This window comes from Sandaracinomonas limnophila, assembly GCF_004005965.1.
GTDB lineage: Bacteria > Bacteroidota > Bacteroidia > Cytophagales > Spirosomataceae > Sandaracinomonas > Sandaracinomonas limnophila.
This window is the reverse complement of the sequence record NZ_SACY01000002.1, coordinates 185,591-210,065: the sequence shown is the minus strand read 5'-3', so window position 1 is coordinate 210,065 and position 24,475 is coordinate 185,591. Positions and strand designations below refer to the sequence as shown.

The 24,475-nt window shown below is 36.4% G+C and carries 19 protein-coding genes; 7 read left to right on the top strand and 12 right to left on the bottom strand.

Going from position 1 to position 24,475, the window contains the following annotated elements; translation table 11 throughout:
- Positions 1 to 38 precede the first annotated feature (38 nt).
- The gene (locus EOJ36_RS04460; protein WP_127802831.1) at positions 39 to 1,064 is read right to left on the bottom strand and encodes an NAD(P)H-dependent glycerol-3-phosphate dehydrogenase; all 1,026 of its coding nucleotides are present in this window, start codon (positions 1,062 to 1,064) and stop codon (positions 39 to 41) included.
- Positions 1,065 to 1,140: 76 nt separating this feature from the next.
- On the opposite strand from EOJ36_RS04460, the gene EOJ36_RS04455 reads away from it, so the two are divergent.
- A complete protein-coding gene (locus EOJ36_RS04455) occupies positions 1,141 to 3,921 on the top strand; it encodes a glycoside hydrolase family 2 protein (protein ID WP_127802830.1) in 2,781 nt (926 codons plus the stop codon).
- A 77-nt stretch (positions 3,922 to 3,998) separates the two neighbouring features.
- Entirely contained in the window at positions 3,999 to 6,188 is a 2,190-nt protein-coding gene (locus EOJ36_RS04450; RefSeq protein ID WP_164847842.1) for a glycosyl hydrolase family 28 protein, read from the top strand.
- Between the two features lie 11 nt (positions 6,189 to 6,199).
- Here EOJ36_RS04450 and EOJ36_RS04445 read toward each other — a convergent pair whose 3' ends face one another.
- The 3 genes from EOJ36_RS04445 to ettA are packed head-to-tail and all read right to left on the bottom strand — an operon-like array spanning position 6,200 to position 9,211.
- Positions 6,200 to 7,159: an AAA family ATPase gene (locus tag EOJ36_RS04445; RefSeq protein ID WP_127802828.1), complete on the bottom strand. Its 960-nt coding sequence runs from the start codon at positions 7,157 to 7,159 to the stop codon at positions 6,200 to 6,202.
- Positions 7,160 to 7,174: 15 nt separating this feature from the next.
- Positions 7,175 to 7,546 (bottom strand): DMT family protein, encoded by a 372-nt coding sequence (locus tag EOJ36_RS04440; protein ID WP_127802827.1) that lies wholly within the window; start codon positions 7,544 to 7,546, stop codon positions 7,175 to 7,177.
- Positions 7,547 to 9,211 (bottom strand): energy-dependent translational throttle protein EttA, encoded by a 1,665-nt coding sequence (gene ettA, locus EOJ36_RS04435; protein WP_127802826.1) that lies wholly within the window; start codon positions 9,209 to 9,211, stop codon positions 7,547 to 7,549.
- 203 nt (positions 9,212 to 9,414) lie between these two features.
- On the opposite strand from ettA, the gene EOJ36_RS04430 reads away from it, so the two are divergent.
- A complete protein-coding gene (locus EOJ36_RS04430) occupies positions 9,415 to 10,686 on the top strand; it encodes a DUF349 domain-containing protein (protein WP_127802825.1) in 1,272 nt (423 codons plus the stop codon).
- 61 nt (positions 10,687 to 10,747) lie between these two features.
- Here the strand turns inward: EOJ36_RS04430 and EOJ36_RS04425 are convergent, their stop codons facing one another.
- Positions 10,748 to 12,091 (bottom strand): UDP-N-acetylmuramate--L-alanine ligase, encoded by a 1,344-nt coding sequence (locus tag EOJ36_RS04425; protein WP_127802824.1) that lies wholly within the window; start codon positions 12,089 to 12,091, stop codon positions 10,748 to 10,750.
- Between the two features lie 100 nt (positions 12,092 to 12,191).
- Between EOJ36_RS04425 and EOJ36_RS04420 the strand changes: the two genes are divergently transcribed.
- On the top strand, positions 12,192 to 13,646 hold the full coding sequence (locus tag EOJ36_RS04420) for a type III PLP-dependent enzyme domain-containing protein (protein WP_127802823.1): 1,455 nt from the start codon (positions 12,192 to 12,194) through the stop codon (positions 13,644 to 13,646).
- 188 nt (positions 13,647 to 13,834) lie between these two features.
- On the opposite strand, the gene glpK is transcribed toward EOJ36_RS04420, so the two are convergent.
- On the bottom strand, positions 13,835 to 15,328 hold the full coding sequence (glpK, locus tag EOJ36_RS04415; protein WP_127802822.1) for a glycerol kinase GlpK: 1,494 nt from the start codon (positions 15,326 to 15,328) through the stop codon (positions 13,835 to 13,837).
- A gap of 6 nt (positions 15,329 to 15,334) precedes the next feature.
- Entirely contained in the window at positions 15,335 to 16,036 is a 702-nt protein-coding gene (locus tag EOJ36_RS04410) for an MIP/aquaporin family protein (protein WP_127802821.1), read from the bottom strand.
- A gap of 100 nt (positions 16,037 to 16,136) precedes the next feature.
- On the opposite strand from EOJ36_RS04410, the gene ruvB reads away from it, so the two are divergent.
- Positions 16,137 to 17,162, top strand: a complete 1,026-nt coding sequence (ruvB, locus tag EOJ36_RS04405; protein ID WP_127802820.1) for a Holliday junction branch migration DNA helicase RuvB — start codon at positions 16,137 to 16,139, stop codon at positions 17,160 to 17,162.
- 33 nt (positions 17,163 to 17,195) lie between these two features.
- On the opposite strand, the gene EOJ36_RS04400 is transcribed toward ruvB, so the two are convergent.
- Positions 17,196 to 17,924: a T9SS type A sorting domain-containing protein gene (locus EOJ36_RS04400; protein WP_127802819.1), complete on the bottom strand. Its 729-nt coding sequence runs from the start codon at positions 17,922 to 17,924 to the stop codon at positions 17,196 to 17,198.
- Positions 17,925 to 18,049: 125 nt separating this feature from the next.
- Between EOJ36_RS04400 and EOJ36_RS04395 the strand changes: the two genes are divergently transcribed.
- Entirely contained in the window at positions 18,050 to 19,741 is a 1,692-nt protein-coding gene (locus EOJ36_RS04395; RefSeq protein WP_127802818.1) for a sensor histidine kinase, read from the top strand.
- Between the two features lie 2 nt (positions 19,742 to 19,743).
- Positions 19,744 to 20,436, top strand: coding sequence for a response regulator transcription factor (locus tag EOJ36_RS04390; RefSeq protein WP_127802817.1), 693 nt, complete (start codon positions 19,744 to 19,746; stop codon positions 20,434 to 20,436).
- Between the two features lie 58 nt (positions 20,437 to 20,494).
- Here the strand turns inward: EOJ36_RS04390 and serS are convergent, their stop codons facing one another.
- From serS to EOJ36_RS04370, 4 genes are all read right to left on the bottom strand, one after another.
- Complete coding sequence (gene serS, locus EOJ36_RS04385; RefSeq protein ID WP_127802816.1) at positions 20,495 to 21,766, bottom strand: serine--tRNA ligase; 1,272 nt, start codon at positions 21,764 to 21,766, stop codon at positions 20,495 to 20,497.
- A 7-nt stretch (positions 21,767 to 21,773) separates the two neighbouring features.
- Positions 21,774 to 23,093 (bottom strand): aspartate kinase, encoded by a 1,320-nt coding sequence (locus EOJ36_RS04380; protein WP_127802815.1) that lies wholly within the window; start codon positions 23,091 to 23,093, stop codon positions 21,774 to 21,776.
- Positions 23,094 to 23,103: 10 nt separating this feature from the next.
- Complete coding sequence (ribH, locus tag EOJ36_RS04375; protein WP_127802814.1) at positions 23,104 to 23,580, bottom strand: 6,7-dimethyl-8-ribityllumazine synthase; 477 nt, start codon at positions 23,578 to 23,580, stop codon at positions 23,104 to 23,106.
- Positions 23,581 to 23,701: 121 nt separating this feature from the next.
- Positions 23,702 to 24,379, bottom strand: coding sequence for a tetratricopeptide repeat protein (locus tag EOJ36_RS04370; RefSeq protein ID WP_127802813.1), 678 nt, complete (start codon positions 24,377 to 24,379; stop codon positions 23,702 to 23,704).
- Positions 24,380 to 24,475 lie beyond the last annotated feature (96 nt).

Here is a 24,475-nt window from a genome sequence, read left to right as displayed (position 1 = left end):
GAGTTAAAAGTTAATAATTTTCAATTTTCAACTTTCAATTATTTTAAGTGTCCCTTCAATCGCCCCATTTCTTCCTTCGGATTTGCCTTGCCGTAAACGATGTTGTAAACAGCATCTATGATTGGCAGATTTAAATCATGTGATTTGGAGATTAGGTAAATACTTTTTACCGCATAATAACCTTCTGCAATCATATTCATTTCCATTTGTGCAGATTTTACAGAATACCCTTTACCTAACATATTTCCGAATGTTCTATTTCTAGAAAATTGAGAATAGGCGGTTACTAGTAGGTCACCAAGATACCCTGAGCTATTTAGATCTCTTTCCGTTGCAGGATAAACCTTGTCTAAAAACACTTTGATTTCTTGCATGGCATTCGAAACCAAAACAGCTTGAAAATTGTCCCCAAATCCAAGTCCTCTGGTAATTCCACAGGCTATTGCAATTATATTTTTGATTACTGCACAATATTCTACTCCATATAAATCGCCAATGGCATGCGCTTGTAAAAATCGACTGTTTAGTAAATTGGCAAAGGATTGAGCTGTTTCAACTTTTGGAGATGCAATCGTTAAATACGATTGTTTTTCTAATGCAATTTCTTCTGCATGGCAGGGACCTGCAATCACACAAGAATTTCCAAGAGGTAAGTTGAAAGCCTTTTCCATCCAATCTGTTACCAATATATTTTCATCCGGAATCATACCTTTGATGGCTGAGACAATTTTTTTGCCTTCAAAATGTTTGGCATGTAAATCTTTTAAAGTACTTGGAATAAATGCAGCAGGGATGGCTAAAATAATATATTCTGTACCATTTAAGGCATCCGACATTTTGTGATAAGTTTTTACTTTTCGAGGATTAATGACAACGTCGGTCAGATAACTTGGATTGTGATTGTATTTTCGTATAAAATCAACATCGGATTTTCTACGTATCCACCATTTGATTTTAACATTATTTTCACATAAAATTTTAACCAATGCCGTTGCCCAACTTCCACCACCTAAAACCGTAATTTGAGTGGGTATTTTCTTTTTTAATTCCTCGAATTTTACCATATAACAAATTTAAAATTAAATTAAAAAGATTCAGATATTTTACCGATTTTTGTTGAATTGCACTCAATTATTTTCTATGAAAAATTTTAAGACCTATTTATTCAGTTTATTGTTTACAAGTTATTTCTTGCAGGCGCAAATGCCCTTGCCGGAACATCCACGTCCGGATTTTTATCGAGAGAATTGGAAAAATTTAAATGGCCAATGGGATTTTGCCTTTGATTCCTTAGATATAGGTCAAAAGCAAAAATGGTTTGCAAATCCAGCGAATATTCAAAAAGGAATTATCAATGTGCCTTTTTCTTGGGCTTCGGTTTTGTCGGGTCAAAAAGATTTGGCTGACATTGGTTGGTATCATAAAAAAATCAAGGTGCCAAAGGCTTGGTCGCAAAAAAGAACTTTTGTAGTTATTGGTGCTTCTGATTGGGAAACGCATGTATATTTGGATGGCAAATTATTAGGCTCTCACCAAGGTGGTTATACCCCTTTTTCGTTTGATTTAACCCCATATTTGCAGTATGACAAAGAACAGTCATTGGTGATTCGCGTGGATGATAAGCGTCGCGATTTTACCTTGTATGGAAAGCAAGGTTATGGAAATGCTCGTGGATTGTGGCAAACAATTTATTTAGAATCGCGTGGGGTGGATTACGTGGAGGCTTTTGAAATTTCTCCGGATATTGATAAGAATTTAATTCAGGTGAAGGCTATTTTTCCCCAAGCAACTTCAAAGGCTTTAACGCTCAAAACTCATATTCAGACGAAGGAAGGAATTACTTTTCAAAAAGAAGTACCTGCTGGTTCAAAGGAAATTAATTTTTCAATCGCAATTCCAAAACCACGATTGTGGACTTTGGAAGATCCTTATTTGTACGATTACCAGGTTCAGTTAGGGGATGCGGAGCAAATGGATCAGTTTTCGGGTTATTTTGGCATGCGAAAAATAACAGCAGATTTTCTGCCAAATTCTGATATTGCATACGTTTTCTTAAATAATAAACCCATTTATTTGAAATTAGCTTTGGATCAAAGTTATCATCCTGAAGGGTTTTATACGTTTCCAACTGACAAATTTATGTACGATGAAATCGTTCGTTCTAAAAAAATTGGTTTGAACGGTATCCGTACGCACATTAAGGCCGAAATTCCAAGAAAGTTGTATTGGGCTGATAAATTAGGCCTTTTAGTTATGGCAGATTTGCCAAATTCTTGGGGAGAACCAGGAGAATTGATGCGAAAGGAAGCTGAATTTACATTGCGAGAAATGATAAAAAGAGATTTTAATCACCCATCTATTTTTTCTTGGATTGTATTTAATGAAACGTGGGGCTTAACTACCAAGGTTGAAGAAAATGGGAAGAAAAAATCAAAATATTTGCCTTCTACCCAAAAGTGGGTTACAGAAATGTACCATTTGACCAAGGATTTGGACATGAGTCGTTTGGTAGAAGATAATTCAATTTGCTGCGGTTTCGGACATACGGAAACTGATATTCATTCTTGGCACTCTTATTTGCCAGGTTATGAATGGGATGAATTCCTGAAAAAACAATCAGATAGTACATTTGAAGGCAGTACCTGGAATTTTGAAAAAGGCTACAAGCAAGGCAAACAACCCATGATAAATTCTGAATTTGGGAATGTTTGGGGGTATAAAAATAGTACAGGAGATGTAGATTATACTTTCGACTACCACAAGGCCATGAATGCATTCAGAAATAATATCAAAGTGGCTGGATGGTTATATACAGAACACCACGACGTGATTAATGAATGGAATGGCTATTACAAATTTGATAGAACCGAAAAGGAAACGGGCTTGGGAGCTTTGGCAAAAGGGATGTCCTTGAAAGATTTACATGCTGACTTTTACATTTCTACTGGCCAGGAAATTACTTTTGCAGGAAAGGCAGGGGAAAAGTTAACTATTCCTTTAACCTTGTCTGCTTTAACGGATCAATCAAAATTAGGTCAAAATTTACATTTGAAAGTTATTTTTGAAGGTCAAACTGCTTGGGGGGAGAGGAAAACTTGGTGGGAAAATAATCGCTTAATTGATTTTAAACCGTGGTCAGTTCAAAAACTTCAAGATCTAACCCTTGAATTGCCAAAAGATCGTTCGATCAATACACTTCATTTGATTTTACAAGACGACAATGGTGCAATTTTACACCAGAATTTTGTGAATGTCATTGTTGAAAATGGGAATATTCAACCATCTGATCCTAAACAAAAACTTATTGAAGCCTCGCTAGAAAATCCAACTGCTTTGAAATGGAGTAAAAAAGATTGGAGGGCAGTAGATGGTCACAAATTAAATGGCGCGGGATTTGGATTTTATGAATATGAATTCAATTGGCCTTCCAACCTTAAGGAAGGAGATATAGCACAAGTTAGCTTTTTTGTGGAGGCTTCGCCTAAGCCACTTTTAGGAAAAGATCGTGTAGATTCTGGTAAAATGGAAGGAGATTATATGTTAGGTAAGGGTACCTCAGATCCTAGTAAAAATCCAAATTCCTATCCACAAACAGACTCTTACAAGAATCCAGGAATTGTTCAAATTTTTGCAAATGCCCAATTAGCTGGTACTGTGGATTTAGAGGATGATCCTGCTGATCATCAAGGAATTTTGAGTTGGCATTACCAGCCGAGAAATCATGAATTAAATGAGGCTGGCACGTATGGGTATTGGGTACAGGTAAACATTCCTGCACTTTCCATTCAGGAAGCAGTTAATACAGGCAAAATGAAAATCAAATTGGAGGTTCCTGAGGCCTTTTCAACCGGTTTAGCCCTTTATGGAACGAAATCGGGACGGTTTATGATTAACCCGAGTTTATTAATCAAAACAAAATAGAAAAGAGGCTGTTGGAAGACAGCCTTTTTTTATAAGTAATTTTTAACGAAATGTTGCTTTTGTCTAAAATGAATTTTATGAAGAATAGACTCTTTATTTTCCTGTTGCTTAGTTTACTTGTTTTTGCTTTCAAGCCCAATGAACCATTGCGTGTTTTTTTAGTTGGAGATTCTACAATGGCAAATAAATTGCCAGCGGATTATCCGGAAACTGGTTGGGGAATTCCATTTGCAGGACTTTTCAATGAGGCCGTAGAAGTGCAAAATCATGCCTATAATGGTAGAAGTACAAAAAGTTTTAGAACAGAAGGCAGATGGGCAAAGGTTTTTGATCAAATTAAACCGGGTGATTATGTGTTTATTCAATTCGGACACAATGATGCTAAACTTTCTGATACGAGTAGATATGCAGCTGCTCAGACAGATTATAGAAAAAATTTAACCCGGTACATTCAAGAAACTCGTTCAAAGGGAGGTATTCCCGTGATTTTATCATCCATTCAGCGGAGAAAATTCGATTCAACCGGACATTTTGTAGATCAACATGGAGATTATCCAAAGGTGGCAAAGGAGGTTGCTTTCAAAGAAAAGGCAATATTTATTGATATGGAAGCTAAATCAAGAGCTTTAATTGAAAAACTTGGTCCTGTAGCCTCTGAAAAAATCTTTTTGCATTTGCCAACAAATACTGCCTACAAAAAGTATAAAAAAGGGGTAGCGGATGACACGCATTTCACCTATTATGGGGCCTCAGTAATGGCCAATTTGGTCGCTCAAGCCATTGAGGAATCTACGGAACATTTGAAGAGCTTTTTGAAAAAATCTGATTTTAATGCTAAATACCAATATGAAATCCCGGTAGTTTCAAAGCCAGTATTTAAGTTAGATACTTTTGATATTCAAAAATTCGGTGCCAAAAATGATTTGAGTTTTAATAATGCAGTTGCAATTCAACAGGCTATCAACGAGTGCTCTAATCAAGGTGGTGGAACAGTATTGATTGCCAAAGGATTTTGGAGAACTGGTCCCATCGAATTGAAATCTAATGTGAATTTGCATTTGGCAGCAGGAGCATTGTTGCAATTTTCAGAACAATCTTTCGACTACCCTTTGGTGAAAACCTTTTGGGAAGGAGTGGAGGCAATACGGGTGAAATCGCCTATATCTGGTAAAAATTTACGAAAAATTGCTATTACTGGTACAGGAATAATCGATGGTGCAGGAGAGGCTTGGCGGCCTGTAAAAAAGCAGAAGTTAACAGTAGGCGAATGGGAAAAATTGATTCAAAATGGAGTTTTGAATGAGAAAAAAGACACTTGGTATCCCACCGCAGCAGCCTTAAAAGGAGCAGCTGACCCGAATGCAGGTAGAACTGATGCTGGATACACTCTTGCTAATACAGCCCAAATTAAGGAGTTTCTTCGCCCTAATTTATTGTCTTTAATTGAATGTGATGAGGTTTTATTGGAAGATTTTACTATTCAAAATAGTCCAGCTTGGACCGTACATCCATTGCTTTGTACACATGTTACTTTGCAAGGTTTAGTGGTTAAAAATCCTTGGTATGCACAAAATTCAGACGGTTTGGATATTGAATCTTGTGAATATGTGAATGTAAATAATTGCAAAATAGATGTAGGTGATGATGGCATTTGTTTGAAGTCGGGTAAAGATGAGCAAGGAAGAAAAAGAGGAAGACCTACTGCTTTCGTGAATATCAGTAATTCAACTGTTTTTCATGGACATGGAGGCATTGTAATAGGGTCCGAAATGTCTGGTGGAGTACACGACATATTTGCTCAAAATTGTCAGTTTTTAGGAACTGATGTTGGATTGCGCTTCAAGACTGCACGTGGGAGAGGTGGCATTGTGGAGAAAGTTTATATAAAGGATATTTCCATGAATAATATTGCTGGTGAGGCAATTATTTTGGATATGTATTACCAGGGTAAGGACCCGGTGGCTACTTTCGGAAACGGATCAGAAACCCCACAAATTAAATCGGAACCAGTTACAGATGGTACACCGCAATTCCAAAATATTTTCATGGAGAATGTGGTAGCGCAAAATGCTAAAACAGGATTAATGGTAAGGGGTTTACCTGAAATGACAATTAAAAATATTCAACTTGTAGATTCACAACTTTCTGCGGATCAAGCTTATCATATTCAGTTTGCCGAAAATTTACTTTTGAAAAGTGTCAAATTCTTGCAGACCAGTAAACAAGAAAACGTTTTTCAGTTTAATAAGGGAGTTAAAAAGCCTTAGGTTGAATAAGTTTATCGATTGATTGCAACCGTATTCAAAATAGTTTGAATAATATCCAAGGTTGTGATATTTTCTGCTTCTGCTTCGTAAGATAGCATGATGCGGTGATTTAAAATATCTGGGGCAACTTCTTTGATATCTTCAGGTAAAACGTAATCTCGGCCCTCCAAATAGGCTGTAACTTTTGCAGCTAAATTCAATTGGATGGTTGCACGTGGGGATGCACCAAACTGAACATAGTTGGCCTCTTGCGTAAGTCCATAATCAGCTGGATTCCTGGTAGCAAAGATTAATTCAATGATATATCTTTCCAAAGTTTCAGAAATGGTTATATCATTGATTTCATTTTGAATTGTATAAATATCTTGAAGATTCATAACCGTTTTAGGGTCTGAAACGTGGTTGATATCAGACATCCTTCGCATTACTTCCAATTCCTCCTCTTTGGTTAAATAATTCAAATGAACCTTCATCATGAAACGGTCCACTTGGGCTTCCGGTAATGGGAATGTACCTTCTTGTTCAACTGGATTTTGGGTTGCCAAAACCAAAAAGGGTTTTTCCAGTAAATAAGAGGTGTCTCCAATGGTAACTTGTCTTTCGGCCATAGCTTCCAAAAGGGCAGATTGCACTTTTGCTGGGGCACGATTTATTTCATCCGCCAAAATAATTTGGGCAAAAATAGGTCCTTTTTTTACATCAAATTCTCCTTTTAATGGATTGTAAATCATTGTCCCTACCAAATCTGAAGGAAGTAAATCGGGGGTAAATTGAATTCTATGAAAATGTAAATCTAAAACCTTGGCAAGGGTGTTGATTGTAAGAGTTTTGGCCAAACCGGGTACCCCTTCTAAAAGCACGTGACCTCCAGAGAAAAGACCAATGAGAAGACGGTTGATAAGTCTTTCTTGCCCTACGACCACCTTATTCATTTCTGAAATTACTGCTTGAATTTTTTCTCTAGAGTTCATAATCGTTCAATTTACTTACCATTTTTTAAAAATCACATAAACGGCCAATAGGATTAGCAAAAACCCAACAATGTGGTTCCACGCTAATTTTTCATTTTTTACAATGAAAATTAAAAATAAGGTAAATGTAATTAATGAAATGGCTTCTTGAATGGTTTTTAATTCAAAAAATGAAAAGGGACCTCCGTTTTCTTTAAAACCAATTTTGTTTGCGGGTACTTGAAAAAAGTATTCTAATAGGGCTAATCCCCAGGAAAATAAAATAATTGTCAGTAAACCTGCATGCTTTAGCCAAGAGTTTTCACGCCATTGTAAATGCCCATACCATGCCAATGTCATAAAGATGTTGGAAAGAATGAGCAATACAACTGTGATAACTCCTTTCATTTAGTTGATATTTTTAAATTTAATTCTTCGTGGAGTAACATCTCCCAAGCGTTTTTTCTTCGCTTCTTCGTATTCTGAATAATTACCTTCAAACCAAACGACTTGCGAGTCGCCTTCAAAGGCTAAAATATGGGTGGCAATTCTATCTAGGAACCAACGGTCGTGGGAAATAACCACTGCGCAGCCTCCAAAATTTTCTAAACCTTCTTCCAAAGCACGTAATGTATTCACGTCCAAATCGTTGGTAGGCTCATCTAGTAATAAGACATTTGCACCTTCTTTTAGCATCATGGCTAAATGGACACGGTTTCTTTCGCCCCCTGAAAGCATGCCAATTTTCTTTTCTTGGTCTGCGCCGCCGAAGTTGAACTTGCTTACATAAGCTCTTGCATTGGATTGTTTGCCGCCCAACATGATCCAGTCGTTGCCGTCTGAAATCGTTTCATAAACTGATTTTTCGGCATTCAATTGATGATGTTCTTGGTCAACGTAGGCCAATTTAACAGTTTCTCCAACTTCAAATGTACCTGCATCAGGACTTGTTTGGCCGGTGATTAACTTGAATAAAGTAGTTTTACCGGCACCGTTTGGCCCGATAATACCGACAATTCCTGCAGGAGGTAATTGGAAACTTAAGTTTTCAAATAGTAATTTATCACCGAAGGCTTTTGAAACTCCTTGTACTTCAATTACTTTATTTCCTAAACGTGGACCCGCTGGAATGAATAATTCCAATTTGTCTTCTTTTTGTTTATTTTCTTCAGACAATAATTTTTCATAAGCGCCAATACGTGCTTTTGATTTTGCTTGTCGAGCCTTTGGAGCCATTTTAACCCATTCCAATTCTCTTTGAAGAGTTTTCTGACGTCTTGATTCGGTTTTTTCTTCTTGGGCCAAGCGATTTTGTTTTTGTTCTAACCAAGATGAATAATTACCCTTCCACGGAATACCCTCACCGCGATCTAATTCAAGAATCCATCCTGCTACATTGTCTAGGAAATAACGGTCGTGGGTTACTGCAATAACAGTTCCTTTGTATTGGCGTAAAAACTCTTCTAACCACCAAACGGATTCTGCATCCAAGTGATTGGTGGGCTCATCTAGCAATAATACATCAGGTTCTTGTAACAATAAACGACAAAGGGCAACTCGGCGCTTTTCTCCACCAGATAAATCGCCAACTTTCGCATCAGCAGGTGGACAACGCAAGGCATCCATTGCTTTTTCTAATTTATTGTCTAATTCCCAAGCATTTAAATGATCTAATTTTTCTTGAACATCTCCTTGTCGAGCCATTAATTTATCAAAATCTGCATCCGGGTCGCCAAAGGCCTCGTTGATTTCATCAAACTCTTTCAATAAGGCTTTTACGTTAGCTACACCTTCTTCTACAATTTCTAAAACTGTTTTATTGGGATCTAAAACGGGTTCTTGTTCTAATAAACCAACAGTATAGCCTGGTGACCAAACAACATCTCCTGTGTAATTTTTATCTACTCCAGCAATAATGCGAAGTAGGGTTGATTTTCCAGATCCGTTTAGACCTAAAACACCAATTTTAGCTCCATAGAAAAAGGATAAATAAATATTTTTGATGATTGTTTTTTGAGGTGGGATGGTTTTTGACACCCTTTCCATCGAAAAAATAATGGTTTCGTTGCTCATTTTGTTGGGATTATTCCCACAAATATCGGAAAATCCCTGCTATTAATTTAGTTTTTAAAAGGTTTCAGATTAAATTTTGCAAAATACAATGACAGTTTATTGTTTTTGAAAATTATTTTTCTATTTTTGAACCTCAATTTTTTATACTACTTTATTTAAAAACAATGAGTTAAGGTATTGCCAAACGCTCATTTATTAAAATTATGGAATCCTCAAACAATTTATACGGCTTTTGTCGCGATGGCAAAGTGTATATTAAATCTTACTTAAATTTCCCGGAGAGAGAAATTGGATTTGTAAGAACCACTGAAGAAGAAGCCCTTCAATATTTCGTAAAACGATTTGAATTGGCAAAAACTAAAGTTGATCAATTGGTTCAACAAATTGATGAAGTTCAGAACAAAGGATCATTTTTAACAAAGGTTTTACAAATGAAAACCTACCTTGCCGAATTTGATGGCTTAGGTGATTTTCTTCCTTTATTTGATCAATTAAACAAATTAGAGTCTTATTTGTCGGATTTAATTAAAGTTAATCAAGAAAAAAATCTTGAGATCAAACGTGCTTTAATTGAAGATGCAAAAGCTATTTTAGCTGAAGATGAAGTAGTAGAATCTACAGACCGTTTCTTGGAAGTGAAGGCGAAATGGTTAAAAACGGGACCAGTAGATCGTGAATTTCAAGATAAATTATCCAATGAATTTCAAGAAATTGTGGATAGCTTTTTCTTGAGAAGAAGAGCCTTTTTTGAAGAGAAAAATAGAATCATTGACGAGAAAATCAATACCCTGCAATCTTACGTGGACTCAGTTCACCAAATGAGAAAATCGGGTGATTTTGATGGTACCATAGAAAAAGTGAAGGAGATGCAAAAAGAATGGAAAACCATTTTGGGTCTTCCTCCTAAAAAGCAATCTCAATTGTGGAAAGCCTTTAAAAAGGCAAATGATATGTATTTTGATTCCTACAACCGCTCAAAAGGCATTGTAGTGAAACCCAAAATTGATCCTCGTGTGCAGGAAATGCAAGACATGACTCGTGAATTGGAAGAAAAATTCAAGAATCAGGAGGATATGGTAAAAACGGCAGAATTGGCAAAGGCAAATTTGATGAAATGGAAAGATTTGTCTGCGAAGGTAAAAATGGTGGATAGAGGTTTGTCAGAGCGTTTTAGAAATGTTTGTGACAAAATTTTTGAAATGAATTACCTTTTGCGTGTAATTTCTTATCGCCATGCCAATTTGAGTGAAAAACCTCGTTTAGAGCAATTGAAAATCATGATTAATCAGATGGATTACATGAGCAAAAAAGAGCGTAGCGAATTGGAAGTTTTTATTGCTGAAGTTGAGTCAGATGGTACAATTGCTGATAAGCCTATTCAAAGTAAAATCAATACTCAAAAGAGAAAGATTTCCATTAAAGAAATGTTATTGACTGGGTTTAAGGCGGAGTTGGATGCGATATTGAATAGTTAAAAGTGAGCAAGTGAGCCAGTGAGCAAAGTTTAGAATACTAGTTCACTGGCTCACTGGCTTACTACAATTCTTGGAATGAAATTCCATCGAAGGTCCCTGACGACATCATCAACAAATTGGCATTACTCCAATCTTTTGATATTAGATCTTTCTCAAGTTCTTCTCTATCTCTAATTACTGTTAATTTCGAGTGTTTGAAATAATTTTGAACAGTTTCTTCTTCAATTTTATCCATTCTTTTTATAGCACGAGCATGCTCACTTAAAAAGATAATTGCTTCGTCTGCTAAATTCAAAGTTCCTTCATACTGTGGCAAAAAGGCTGGATTTAGGCTTGAAAATGTATGCAATTCTAAGCAGGCAACTAATTTTCTTTCTGGAAATTGCTGTTTTACGGCTTCGGTTGTAGCTTTTACCTTAGACGGGGCATGGGCAAAGTCCTTAAAAACAATGCTTTTTCCATTATCTTTTACAATTTCAAGTCGTTTAGCAGCACCTTTGAAGTCTTGAATGGCTTGGTAAAATTCTGTTGCTTCAATGCCAATTTGTTCGCAAATCAAGCGTGCACCATTGATATTCTTTAAATTATGGTTACCGAAAACAGTAATTGGGTATTTTACACCATCATCACCTTTCAAGATCGTTTTTCCATTCTCTATTAGGGCAGGGTGCTCTTTATAAGGTTTTTTGATGACATCGTCCTGACTCAATTTTGGCATTTCCTTTAAAATAGGATCAGTTTCATCATAAATTAAGGTTCCTGCTTTGGGTAAATTCTTAATGAGCTCTTTAAAGCTTTCTTGGTAGGACTCAAAGGTCGGATATACATTCATGTGGTCCCAAGCAATACCAGAAACAAGGGCAATGTGCGGTTGGTATAATAGAAATTTAGCTCTGCGGTCGAGGGGAGAAGCCAAATATTCATCGCCTTCGATGATAATGATGGGGGCATCAGAAAGCTGGGCCATAAGTTCAAAACCTTCAATTCGAGCGCCAACAAGGTAATCAAATTTGCGATTTAATTTTTTTAATACGTGTAAAATCATGGATGTGATACTTGTTTTTCCATGACTACCTGCAATTACAATGCGTTGCTTGTTTTTACTGTATTCGTATAAAAAAGAAGGATAGGATTCAATGCGTAAACCTAATTCCTGTGCTTTTAATAATTCCGGGTTGTCTGCTCTTGCATGCATACCTAAAATAACTACATCCAAATCCTTGGAAATTTTTTCTGGATGCCATCCTTCAGAATCAGGTAAAAGTCCATTTTTTTGTAAGAGCGATTTGGAAGGTTCGTATATTTCGTCGTCTGAACCTGTGATTTGATGACCATTTTTTTGTAAAGCCAATGCCAAATTGTGCATTGCTGCACCACCAATCGCTATAAAATGAATTTTTAACATAGATCTAAGCAAGATTTTTTGCAAAGTACATACTTTTATTGCAGTTTTGCACAATTTTCTTTTGTCGTTTTATCGGCTATCTTAAAATTGGTTAGGCCTAATGAAAAATTACATCGATCTAATTGATCAAACTATTGAATTTCCAACGAGGGAATTTAACATTAATGAGGATAATGAATTGTTGTTTAACAATGTTCCTTTGATGGAAATTATTAAGCAATACGGCACACCCCTAAAGATTAGTTATTTACCAAAGATTGGTGAGCATATCGAAAATTCTAAATTACTTTTTCGTAATGCGATTAAAAAATACAATTACAAGGGGAATTACACCTATTGTTATTGTACTAAATCTTCCCATTTTTCTTTTGTTGTTGAAGAGATTATTAAGCATAATGTCCATTTAGAAACAAGTTCGGCATTTGATATTCCAATTATTCGCTCTTTATACGAAAAGGAAAAGATTGCTAAATCGACTTATATTCTTTGCAATGGTTACAAGCAACCTTTGTATTTGCAATATATTTCCGAATTGATCAATGATGGTTTCAATTGTATTCCAGTTTTGGATAACCTTAAAGAAATTGATTATTATTTGAATTCGGTTACCGCTGAAAAGGCGAATATCGCTATTCGAATCGCAACTGATGAAGAGCCTGATTTCTCATTTTATACCTCTCGTTTGGGAGTAAGATATTCAGATGTAACCTCATTGTATTTAGAAAAAATAAAACCTAATAAGCGTTTTAATTTAAAAATGCTTCACTTTTTCATCAATACGGGAATCAAAGATTCTGCGTATTATTGGTCTGAGTTAAGTAGATTTATTTACAAGTATTGTGAACTAAAAAAGATTTGTCCAGAATTAGATTCTATTGATTTGGGAGGAGGATTGCCTATTCAAACTTCTTTGCAATTCAACTACGATTATCAGGCCATGGTGGATGAAATTGTGGAATCGATTGCTTGGATCTGCAGTAAGAACAATGTTCCTGTGCCAAACATTTTCACCGAATTTGGATCTTATTCGGTTGGTGAAAGTGGTGCAGTTTTGTATGAAATCATTGACCAAAAATTGCAAAATGATAAAGAGCTTTGGTACATGATAGATGGTTCATTTATTACCCAATTGCCTGATTCTTGGGGAATGAACCAAAAATACATCATGTTGCCTGTAAACAACTGGGGATCACCCTATCAAAAGGTTAACTTGGGTGGTTTGACCTGTGATTCTATGGATTTTTATAATACAGAAGCGCATAGTGCCGACCTTTATCTTCCTATTTATGAGGAAGAAAAAGAGCGTCAATACGTTGGATTTTTCCATACGGGAGCTTACCAAGAATCTTTAGGTGGTTATGGCGGTATTCAACATTGTTTAATTCCTGCACCAAAGCATGTAATTATTGATCGATTAGAAGATGGGACGATTACAACAAAGCTGTTTTCCAATGAACAAACGAGCGATTCTATGTTGAATATATTGGGGTATCAGAAAAATGAGGTGGTTGAAACTCCCACCATCGAAATAGAACCTAAAGTAAAATCTAAATAGTAACAAAAAAGGCTGAATTTCTTCAGCCTTTTTTTATTGTTTATTTTTAGAATTATCAGTTTACTGTTTGGAACTTTGTAAACATTTTTTTAGGGGACAATGCCGCCCCTTTCCCCCTGCAATTTAAACCTTTGATTTAAAAGTTGTTTGATAAATTTATTTTAGTCAAATGATTTAGTTCCAATTGACTACTCCTCCTCCCAATCAAAACTCTTAGTGACAGCTTTTTTCCATTGGCTTTGAAGTTTTTCTTTTTTGCTCATCTCCATTTTAGGTTTCCAAGTGCCAGCAATCGCCCAGTTTTTTCTCAAATCCTCCAGATTTGCCCAATACCCAACAGCCAATCCTGCAGCATAAGCAGCTCCTAAGGCAGTGGTTTCAATGATTTTTGGACAAATTACTTCTTGGCCAATGATGTCCGACTGAAATTGCATCAATAATTGATTGACCACCATTCCGCCGTCAACTCGAAGTGAATTAATTGGTATGCCAGCATCCTTTTCCATGGCTTCTAATACTTCCCAGGTTTGAAAGGCGGTAGCTTCTAATGCAGCACGAGCAATATGTGATTTATTGATATATCTCGTCAACCCAACCAAAACCCCACGTGCATCAGATTTCCAATAAGGCGCATAAAGTCCAGAGAATGCTGGGACAAAATAACACCCGCCGTTATCTTCTACTTCTTTAGCTAATTTTTCAATATCCGGACTCGATTTTATGATTCCTAAATTATCTCTTAACCATTGCACCAATGCCCCCGTAATGGCTACAGAGCCTTCTAATGCGTAATGTACAGGCTCATCACCTAATTGATAGGCAACAGTAGTTAATAGACCAAATTTGGAAGGAATTGGTTTGGTTCCAGTATTCATCAATAAGAAACAACCAGTTCCATAAGTGTTTTTTCCTTGACCTGGATCAAAGCAGGTTTGTCCAACTAAGGCAGCTTGTTGGTCACCCAACATACCAGCTAAGGGAACATCATTTAAAACACCTTTTGCCGTGCCATATACTTTTGAACTCGATACAATTTGAGGGAGCATAGCTTTGGGAATCTTAAAGATGTCTAAAATTTCTTGATCCCATTGGCAGGTTTCCAAATTCATCAATTGTGTTCTGGAGGCATTGGTAACGTCAGTTATGTGTAAACCTCCCTCTATGCCACCTGTTAAATGCCAGGCAATGAAAGTATCCATTGTTCCAAAGAGGGCTTCTCCTTTTTCGGCATCTTCTCGTAAACCTTCACAATTATTTAATAACCAACGAAGTTTTAATCCGGAAAAATACGCCGCCAATGGAAGTCCAGTTTTGCCTCGAAAACGATCCATTCCACCATCTTTGGCCAATTCGGCTAATTCAGAACCCACTCGAGTATCCTGCCAAACAATTGCATTGTAATAAGGTTTTCCAGTTTTTTTATTCCAAGCGACAGTTGTTTCTCGTTGATTAGTAATACCTACCGCTGCGATATCTTTAGCAGAAAGGTTGGCTTTTCCCAGGGCTAATCCAATAACTTCTTGGGTGTTTTTCCAAATTTCTTCGGGATTATGTTCTACCCAACCGGCCTGTGGATAAATTTGCTCGTGTTCCTTTTGGCCCATCGCAATGATGTCGCCTTTTTTGTCAAATATGATGAATCGGGAACTGGTAGTTCCTTGGTCAATGGATCCTATATACATGTTGAATTATTTTAAACTTAAAATAAAAACGCCAATGGCAGCTCCAAGGCATGGACCTAAAACTGGAATCCATGCATATCCCCAATCATTTCCGCCTTTGTTTTTAATGGGAAGAATTGCATGCATAATACGCGGACCTAAATCTCGGGCAGGATTAATGGCATAACCAGTGGTTCCGCCTAATCCAAGTCCAACAGCCCAAACTAATATACCTACCAAAAATGGACCTAATCCATGTGGGACGCTTGAGAAACTTCCCAAAGCAACAATGGCAAAGGCAGAGGCGAAAGCCTCTGAAATAAGGTTGAATGGCGTAGTTTTAATGGCTGGATCTGTACAAAAACTGGCTTTTATACTTCCTGGGTCTTCGGTAACATCAAAATGCGGTTTATAATGTAACCAAACTAAAAATTGCCCTAACATTGCACCTAAGATTTGGGCTCCAACAAAAGTTGTAAAATTACTCCAATCCCCAGATTTTAAACATTCCGCCACAGTTACCATCGGGTTTAAATGTGCACCAGGACTACCGAAATAAGTGGAAATAAATATTCCAATCGTTACCGCAAATGCCCAGGCAGCAGCTATTGCCAATAATCCTGTGTTATTTCCCTTTGTGTTTTTTAGTAGCATATTTGCTACAACTCCATTCCCAATATAGATTAAGGCTGCTGTTCCGGCCAATTCGCCGCAAAAAATAGAACTCATTTGTTAAAAGGTTTAATTTTTCAAAGCTAAAAAATAATGAGAACAAAAAAAATGAATACAAGCGTTTGATTAAATTTTTATCTTTGTTTAAAGTAAATTTATGCGGGAAGATTATTTAAGCGGAGATCCAAGTTCCTTAAGTCAACAAGACAAGGATATCGACAAGGCCTTAAGACCTTTGTCCTTCGACGACTTTACGGGTCAGGGTAAAATTATTGATAATTTGCAAATCTTTGTAGATGCAGCAAAGGCAAGAGAGGAAGCCCTAGATCATGTGCTACTGCATGGCCCTCCTGGTTTAGGAAAAACCACTTTGTCACATATTATTGCCAATGAATTGGGTTCGAGTTTAAAGATCTCCTCGGGACCCGTTTTAGATAAACCATCTGATTTAGCGGGACTATTAACTAATCTTCAGCCCTATGATGTACTTTTTATTGACGAAATCCATCGTTTGAATCCCATCGTTGAGGAATATTTGTATTCCGCCATGGAAGATTACAAGATTGATATCATGCTTGATTCTGGACCTAATGCCAGAAGTATTCAGATAGGTCTAAATCCATTTACTTTGATCGGTGCAACTACTCGTGCAGGATTGCTAACATCGCCTTTGCGTGCTCGCTTTGGTATCAATGCTCGCTTAGAATATTACGATTCTAAATTATTGACTACCATTGTTACGAGATCTGCAGCCATTTTAAAAATGCCAATTGAAGAATCTGGTGCTTACGAAATAGCAAGAAGAAGTAGAGGAACGCCAAGAATTGCCAATAATTTGTTGAGAAGAACTCGCGATTTTGCCCAAATAAAAGGAGAGGGTATTATTAATTCACATATTGCTGAATATGCACTTTCTGCATTAGATGTTGATCAAAATGGGTTAGACGAAATGGATAATCGAATTTTGATGACCATTATTGAGAAGTTTAAAGGTGGACCCGTGGGACTTTCTACAATCGCCACTGCTTGTGGAGAAGAGGCTGAAACTATCGAAGAAGTTTATGAGCCGTTTTTAATTCAAGAAGGTTTTTTGAAAAGAACCTCTCGTGGTCGAGAAGCCACTGAAAAAGCATATCGCCATTTAGGGTTTGAACCCAATGCGAAAACTGGACAGTTATTTTAATAAAAAACCCCGCTTAGCGGGGTTTTTTATTGTTTAATCTATTTTCACGCGTCTAACCGCGCCATCGTTTCCTTGTACCACTCGAACAAAATAAACACCCTTTACAGATTTTTTAATATCTATTTGTCCCAAATATTCTCCTTGAAAATCTTTTAGCTGCTCAGTTGCCAATTCCTTCCCTTGTAAATCAGTTACAGAAATTGTTACAGTCCCCTTTTCTGGCGCTTTGAAATGTACATTGAATTTGCCATTGAATGGAGTATTTGGTTGAATGCGTAAAGCTTTGATGGTTGCAGAACCCATTTCATCCAATTGCATAATATCCGCATTAATCATTACATTTCTGTGGATTTTTCTAAATTCCTTATCACCCATAGGACCTGTAGGCATTCCAGGATCTCCCGGTCTACCAGGTAAAATGCGAATCACATCTTCTTCCCCTTCTTCTCCACCTTTAAACTTAAATACGCGCATTTCTTTTTGGGGACCTTCAATTATTTCCCTCTGTGGCGATTGCATTCTTCGGTCACCCCGCACATCCACAGTGATCATTCGTTTTTTACCATCTTTTGTTTGTAAAGTGTCTTCCATGATTTTAATTTCCTCAGAAATATCTTTTCCATCTGCAATCACCTTTTCAACAACCTTTTTCTGACCATTTTCAATGGTTACAATTCGTACTCTTTGTTCTTTTTTTTCTGTTTGTCCATAAGCAAATGTTGCCGAAGCAATCATTGCAAATAATAAAATAGATTTTTTCATAATGCTTGTTTATAGAATACAAACATACATAATTTTTGAATTGATACATGTTAAAGAGTGTTAACAGGATTTTTTAGTGGATTTATTCCAAAAGAATTCTTTTAATTTTGTAAACGATTAATTGTATGACAAAGCAAAAAATACGTTGGATTATCTTTTTGATGAGCTTAGCTCTTTTAGGTTTGATTGCCTTTCAAGCCTATTGGTTAGGATATATGCTTGTATCTAAAGAAGAAAATTTTGCAGCAGAAGTTCGTAGTAGTTTAGACCAAGTGGTACGAAAATTGGAAAAACAAGAGCTCCTTGTGTTGGCCGAGCGGAAAAAATCATTTGAATTCGAACAAGAAAAGGAAAGGGCTTTGTCTGCAAAGTTAGTAGGCAGCGAAAAGTTTAAAGTGGAAAGTGGAAAAGTAAAAGTGGAAAGTAGAAAGTGGAAAGGAGAACGTGGAAAGTGGAAAGTAGAAAGTGAAAAAAACAGGCAAAATTTGGAGCAATTTGTTGCCCCTTCAGATTTTGTGTGGGTTCAAAAGCAAATCATGCTTCCCAACGGACAAATAGCCGAAATAACGGAGGAGTATCAATTAGGTCCGGATTTAAATGAAATGGAGAGAAGGCTGCAAGAACAAAAAAAGTTGGATAAACTTATTGATGAAGTTCCTGTTGATCCAAATAAGAAATCCAAAGCCATTAAATTAAACATTAAAGTTGACCATAAAAAAGAATTAGCAAAAGAGCTTTTTTCTGATTTTTTGTTCAAGGAAAGACCTATTCAACAGCGATTTGCCCCAGCACTTTTAGATAGTTTGATTAAATTCGAATTGTCTTTGAAGGGAATTCGTTTACCTTTTTATTATGGAATTTTTGGCGCAGGGGCGAATCATAACAACTGGGTCTTCCTTTCAAATAAAAAGATTTCTAAGGTAGAAATAAGTCCAAATTTGTTTTCGACCAATTTATTTCCGAATGATTTGCATCCAACAAATCATCAATTAAAACTTTATTTTCCCGGCCAAAGAGCATTTATTTGGGAAACCATGGGATTGAATTTCGCGGCTTCTTTTATTCTTTTATTAATTGTAATGGTTTGTTTTTATTGGGCTGTTTCTATGATTTTAAAACAAAAGAAATTGGCAGAGGTCAAAAACGATTTCATCAATAACATGACCCATGAATTTAAAACACCTATTTCTACCATTTCTTTGGCAACACAATTGATTCAAGAGGAGCCAGAAATCTTGAAAAATAATTCGATTTTAAAATATTTGGGAATTATTCGAGAAGAAAATACACGTTTGGGAAATCAGGTAGAGCGTGTTTTGCAAACGGCCCAAATGGAGAAAGAAGAAATTGTTTTGAAGAAGAAAAATATTGATTTAAAAGCAATGATTGAACATATCGCTGAAGCTAATGGTCCAGTGATTTTTTCGAATCATGGCAAATTGCATCTCGATTTACCAGATGAGGAGGTATTTGTTCAAGCAGATGAGGTTCACCTTTCAAATGTTGTATTTAATTTGATTGATAACGCCATAAAATACTCAGAAAACCAACCCGATATATCCATTTCCTTGCAATTAACTGAAAAAAATATTCAAATTTTTATTCAGGATAAAGGAATAGGTATTTCAAAAGAGGTAATTAATAATATTTTTGAGCCTTTTTATAGAGTTCCTACAGGAAATGTTCACAATGTGAAGGGATTTGGTCTAGGACTAAGTTATGTAAAAAAGATTGTTGAGGCACACGATGGCAAGGTGCTTGTTAAAAGTAAATTAGGAGATGGTAGTACATTTGAAATTTCACTCCCTAAACAATAAAGATGAAAACCACAGCTATATTATTGGCAGAAGATGATCCTAATTTGGGTCTTTTGCTATCCGAATTTTTAAAGAAAAAAGGTTTTGAGGTTACATGGGCAAACAACGGTGATGAGGCTTTAGATTACTTTGTGAAATCACCTTTTGATTTGTGTTTGCTAGATGTTATGATGCCTAAAAAGGATGGATTCTCCTTGGCAAAGGATATTCGCGCAAATCACTTGGATGTCCCCATTATTTTTCTGACAGCCAAATCGATGGAAGAGGATACCCTGCAGGGATTCAAAGTTGGGGCAGATGATTATTTGACCAAGCCTTTTTCTATGGAAGTACTTTTGGCAAGAATCGAAGCAGTGTTACGACGTACTTCAGGTGAAAAAAATATTTCAAGCCTAAAAGAAGAAATTGAAATCGGAAATTATCTTTATTTGCCGAATAAAATGAAACTTGTTTTTAATGGAGTAGAACAAAAATTTACCCCAAAGGAAAATGAATTAATGAAAATTTTGTGCGAAAATTTAGGCAAACCTGTAAGTAGAAGTTTTGCGCTTAAACTCATTTGGGGCGACGATACCTATTTCAATGCGCGTAGCATGGATGTCTACATGACAAAACTTCGCAAAATGCTCAAGGAGGATTCTCGAATTCAGATTCAGAATCTGCACGGAGAAGGGTTTCGACTGATAGTTGAGTGAGCCGTGCCTTCGAGAGCCTCAGGCACCTAAAAGTAGGCTGAGGCTCTCGAAGCCTACTTTACTGGATCACTGAAAACCCACAATACGGAACCAATACCTCAGGAATCTTAATTCCATCTTTGGTTTGGTTGTTCTCTAAAATAGAGGCAACGATTCTTGGTAAGGCTAAAGCAGAGCCGTTTAATGTATGGCAAAGCACTGATTTTCCATCTACTTTCATACGTAGTTTCAAACGATTTGCTTGGAAAGTTTCAAAGTTAGAAACCGAACTTACTTCTAACCAACGATTTTGTGCACCAGACCATGCTTCCATGTCATATGTCAATGCCGAAGCAAATCCCATGTCTCCTCCACACAAACGCAAAACGCGATAATGCAATCCTAGTTTTTGTAAAAGTCCTTGAACGTAGGTCGACATCTCTTCAAGTGCCTGGTACGATTCTTCTGGTTTTCTTATTTGTACAATTTCTATTTTGTCAAATTGATGTAAGCGGTTCAAGCCTCTAACATGCGCCCCCCAGGAACCTGCTTCTCTACGGAAACAAGGTGTGTGGCCTACATTTTTTATGGGAAGGTCTTTTTCAGTTAAAATAACATCACGGTATAAATTGGTGATTGGAACCTCAGCTGTTGGAATTAAGTATAAGCCTTCTGCTTGTGTGATGTACATTTGCCCTTCTTTGTCGGGCAATTGTCCGGTTCCAAAACCAGAATCTTCATTGATCAAGATGGGTGGCTGAATTTCATAATAACCTGCCTTTATTGCCTCATCTAAAAAGAAATTAATCAAAGCTCTTTGCAAACGAGCCCCTTTTCCTTTGTATACTGGAAAACCTGCTCCTGTAATTTTATTTCCTAAATCAAAATCGATGATATCGTATTTTTTGATTAAATCCCAATGAGCCAATGGTTCAAAATCAAAACTTGGAACCTTTCCCCAGGTTAAGGTAATTTCATTGTCATCAGCAGTTTTGCCCTCAGGCACTGATGAATGAGGTAAATTGGGTAAAGTAACCAATACATCTTGCACATCTTGTTCGGCCTTTTTTGCTGCCTCCCCAAATTCCTTGATTTTAATTTTTAACTCTGCAGTTTCAGCTTTTTTAGCTTCAGCTTCCTGCGTTTGTCCCGATTTCATTAATCCACCAATCTCGCGGGCAATGGCATTGGATTTTTCCAAGGCCTGTTCTGCTTGCTGTAACAAGTTTTTGCGAACCTCGTCTAATTCAAGAATTTGCTTAACAATTGCTTCTGCATCTGCAAATCTTTTCTTTTTTAAACCTGCTATTGTTTGCTCGGTATTGGTACGAATAAATGGAATGGTTAACATAGTATTTTTAAAATAAACCTTCGTTCAAAGCGTTTAATGAGTCATTTTTGTGTTTTGCATCAACAAGTAATGAAATGTTGTGCTCAGATGCTCCATAAGAAATCATACGTATTGGTATGTTTCTCATGGCATCCAAAACCTTGATCGCAATACCTTCTTTATCTGCAAAGAAGTTTCCAACAATACAAATAATCACTTGATTAGCATCTGGATCTTCTAATTCAGCAAATTCTCTCAACTCACGCATAATGTCTTCAAGGTGAGCGGTTTGGTCAATAGTTACCGAAACAGAAACCTCGGAAGTGGTAATCATATCAACAGGTGTTTTGTATTTTTCAAATACTTCAAACACACGTTTTAAAAATCCATACGCATTCAACATACGAGTTGAGTGAATATAAATAGCTGTAATGTTGTCTTTTGCGGCAATGGCCTTAATTTCCGTATCCGTTGTTTTGTCTGAAATCAGGGTGCCATAGGCACTTGGTTCCATGGTATTTTTCAAACGAACCGGAACACCTTTCATTTTGGCAGGAGTAATGGTACTTGGGTGTAAAATTTTTGCTCCAAAATAAGCTAATTCAGCTGCTTCTTCGAAGGATAATTCGCGAATTGGAAATGTGTTTTTTACAATTCGTGGGTCGTTATTATGCATTCCATCAATGTCAGTCCAAATTTGAACTTCCTCTGCAGAAATTGCTCCGCCTATCAATGAGGCCGTATAATCCGATCCTCCACGTTTTAAATTATCAATCTCCCCAGCAGGATTTCTACAAATAAATCCCTGGGTGATATATATTTCTTTTCCGGCATTTGCTTTAAGAACTTTAGCAATGTTTTCTTCAATTTTTGCAAATACAGGTTCATTGTCTGCATCAATTACCATGAAATCTAAGGCAGGTAATAAAACAGAATTTACACCTTCTTCTTGTAAAAAGGCTTCAAAAATTTGAGTGGAAAGCAATTCTCCTAAAGCAACAATTTCTTTTTCTTGCTTAGCGCCATAATTAGGTGTGTCGATCAGTTGTTGAATGAAGTTGAATTCTTTTTCTACAATCGCCTGACCTTTACCTAAACCAGCAGGAGTCTGATACAATTCCGTTAAGAATTGATCATAATGTGCACGTAATTCGGCTGTTTTTGCCTTAGCTTCCGCCGTATTTTTATTAACTAATGACTCTGATATTGATAATAAGGTATTTGTGCTTCCTGAAAGTGCAGATAAAACAACAATTTTAGCTTTTCCGTCTTCCGTAATCAATTGTCGAATCGACTTCATGCGCTCGGGCTTTCCAACTGAGGTCCCTCCAAATTTCCAAACTTGCATAATTTTACTTTTAAATTGCTAACATTTTTATGGCTGTAAACGCAGCCTCATCACCTTTATTGCCATGAATTCCTCCCGCTCTATCCAATGCCTGTTGCATTGTGTTGGGAGTTAATACGCCAAAAATAACAGGTTTATTATACTTCAAACTTACTTCTGTGATACCATTGGCAACTGCCATACAAATAAAATCAAAGTGCTTAGTCTCTCCTTGAATAACACATCCCAAGGCAATTACCGCATCAATTTCCTCCTTTTGAGCAAATTTTTGCGAACCTAAACTTAATTCAAAACTTCCAGGAACCTCCGCCTTAATGATGTTTTCCTCCTTAGCACCATAAGCTAAAAGGGTATTGTAAGCACCTTCGTATAAAGCTCCTGTAATAGTCTCATTCCACTCAGAAACAACAATTGCAAATTTCTTGTTACTAATATCTGGCAAATTGTTTGCCACAAATTCACTTAAATTTTTATCCGCCGAAGACATATTTTATTATTTATATTACCTATTTACCTCGTCTCTTATCTCTCGTCTCTCGTCTTTTCTTTTAATAACAAAAGGGATAAAAGCCCAAGCCCTTACCCCTTATATTTTGAAAATTTAATTCTTATTCAGAGATAGAGCTTTCCAATTGAGCCTTATATTTCTTTGCAGGAATAGACTCGGATGATTGTGGATAGTTATCAGTTAATTTTGTATAAACCTCTAAAGCTTCTTTATCTTGCTTGTTTGCTTCCATTGCCAAAGCTAATTTCAACAAATACATTGGTGTGAAAAACTTATTTGGTTTGTAATCTGCTGCTTTTTGGTAATAAGAAATCGCATCAGCATAGGCTTTTTTCTCTGTATATGCATCTCCTATAAGCGAGTAAGCTCTTGCCTGAACTAATAAATCTTTTGAGCTAAAATTTTTCAATTTTTCAATTGCCTGATCAAATTTACCTTGCTTTAAAAGGGTTACTCCTAAATACAAGTCAGCCAAATTCTGTGTATTACCACCAAAATCATTAGCTATTTTATCAAAATCTTTGGATGCCGCAGATAAAGAATCACTTTCAAAAGCATATACAGCTTTAAATAATTTCTTTTCTCCTTCAGCATCTTGTGCAGAAACATAATATTGGTATCCAAAATATCCACCAATAACTATCACAACTCCTGCAATTACCGAAAATACTTTTGATTTGTTCTTTTCAAAAGCATTTTGGACTTTATTGAACTCTTGTTGTAATGCTTCCGGACTCTCAATGATCTCAATAGCCTCTTTAATATCTTTCTTTGCCATAATTCAATTCTTCTCGAATTTCTTTTTTCTTCCTTACGATTTGTTCAAAGGATTGCAAAATTAAAAAATCTCTTCATTTTTATCAATTTTTACAGA